At 28.9% G+C, this 849-nt stretch carries 1 protein-coding gene and 1 pseudogene; both read left to right on the top strand.

Annotated features, from left to right (window positions below; genetic code table 11):
- Positions 1-145, top strand: a pseudogene (locus HMPREF2937_RS14010) (replication protein); the annotation flags it as partial.
- Positions 142-327 (top strand): hypothetical protein, encoded by a 186-nt coding sequence (locus HMPREF2937_RS13710; protein ID WP_002495343.1) that lies wholly within the window; start codon positions 142-144, stop codon positions 325-327. The pseudogene HMPREF2937_RS14010 and the gene HMPREF2937_RS13710, both read left to right, overlap by 4 nt.
- The last annotated feature ends 522 nt before the right edge of the window (positions 328-849 follow it).

The following is an 849-nucleotide window of genomic DNA, read 5'->3' as shown; positions in this document are numbered from 1 at the left end:
TATTGACCCGACTGAATATATTTATCAAATTTTTTATATTTGGAATCAAAAAGAATACTTAGCAAGTGAAATTTATGATTTAACTGAACAAGAAAAAGAAAAAATAAATCATCAAATGATAAACGAAATCGAGGAAGAAAAATGATATTAAATTGCGATAAGTTTTTTGTAGAAGAGTTACAAAAATATGGTTACGACATTGATTATAAAAAAATAATGGATATATATAAGGCTTCTAGAAATTCAGAAGGTTTTAAAAAAAGACAAGCTAAAAAAGAAAGAGAATCTATTGAATTACAAAAGCATATTACTGAATTTTATAACTAACGTTAGCTCATCAAAGCTAGCGTTTTTTTTATGCTTTTTTGCCCCTGCAGGAACTATAGCGTTCAACCAGCATGGTTGCCCATTTTTTATGCCAATTTTTAAATTTGCATGTAGATGGGCAGTGTCTAAAAAATTCAACACTGGTTTTGCTCAAATTTTTGTTTGTGAAAAGCAATTATTTTTATTCGGCTCTTATTTGCGTTTTAAGAGCCGATATAAGTTTTTAGGTATAAAACTATATAAATAACCCTTAATTCTTCAAAATACCCCTTAAAATTAAAAAATAAAGGCATTCTGATTTTGAATAAATGTTTGAACAAAAATAAAGAGCTATCAAAATGATAGCTCTAAGCCTTCCCCTATAATTATAAGTATAATAAACGAGGATAATACTATGAAACGCTAAGAGAAGACGTGTATCTATTATAGCATGGCATTTATGCCGAGAAAATTTATTGATGTTGAGAAGAACCCTTAACTAAACTTGCAGACGAATGTCGGCATAGCGTGAGCTATTAAGCC

The organism is Staphylococcus sp. HMSC061G12 (assembly GCF_001838465.1).
GTDB classification, from domain to species: domain Bacteria; phylum Bacillota; class Bacilli; order Staphylococcales; family Staphylococcaceae; genus Staphylococcus; species Staphylococcus simulans.
This window is presented reverse-complemented; position numbering and strand designations above follow the sequence as displayed.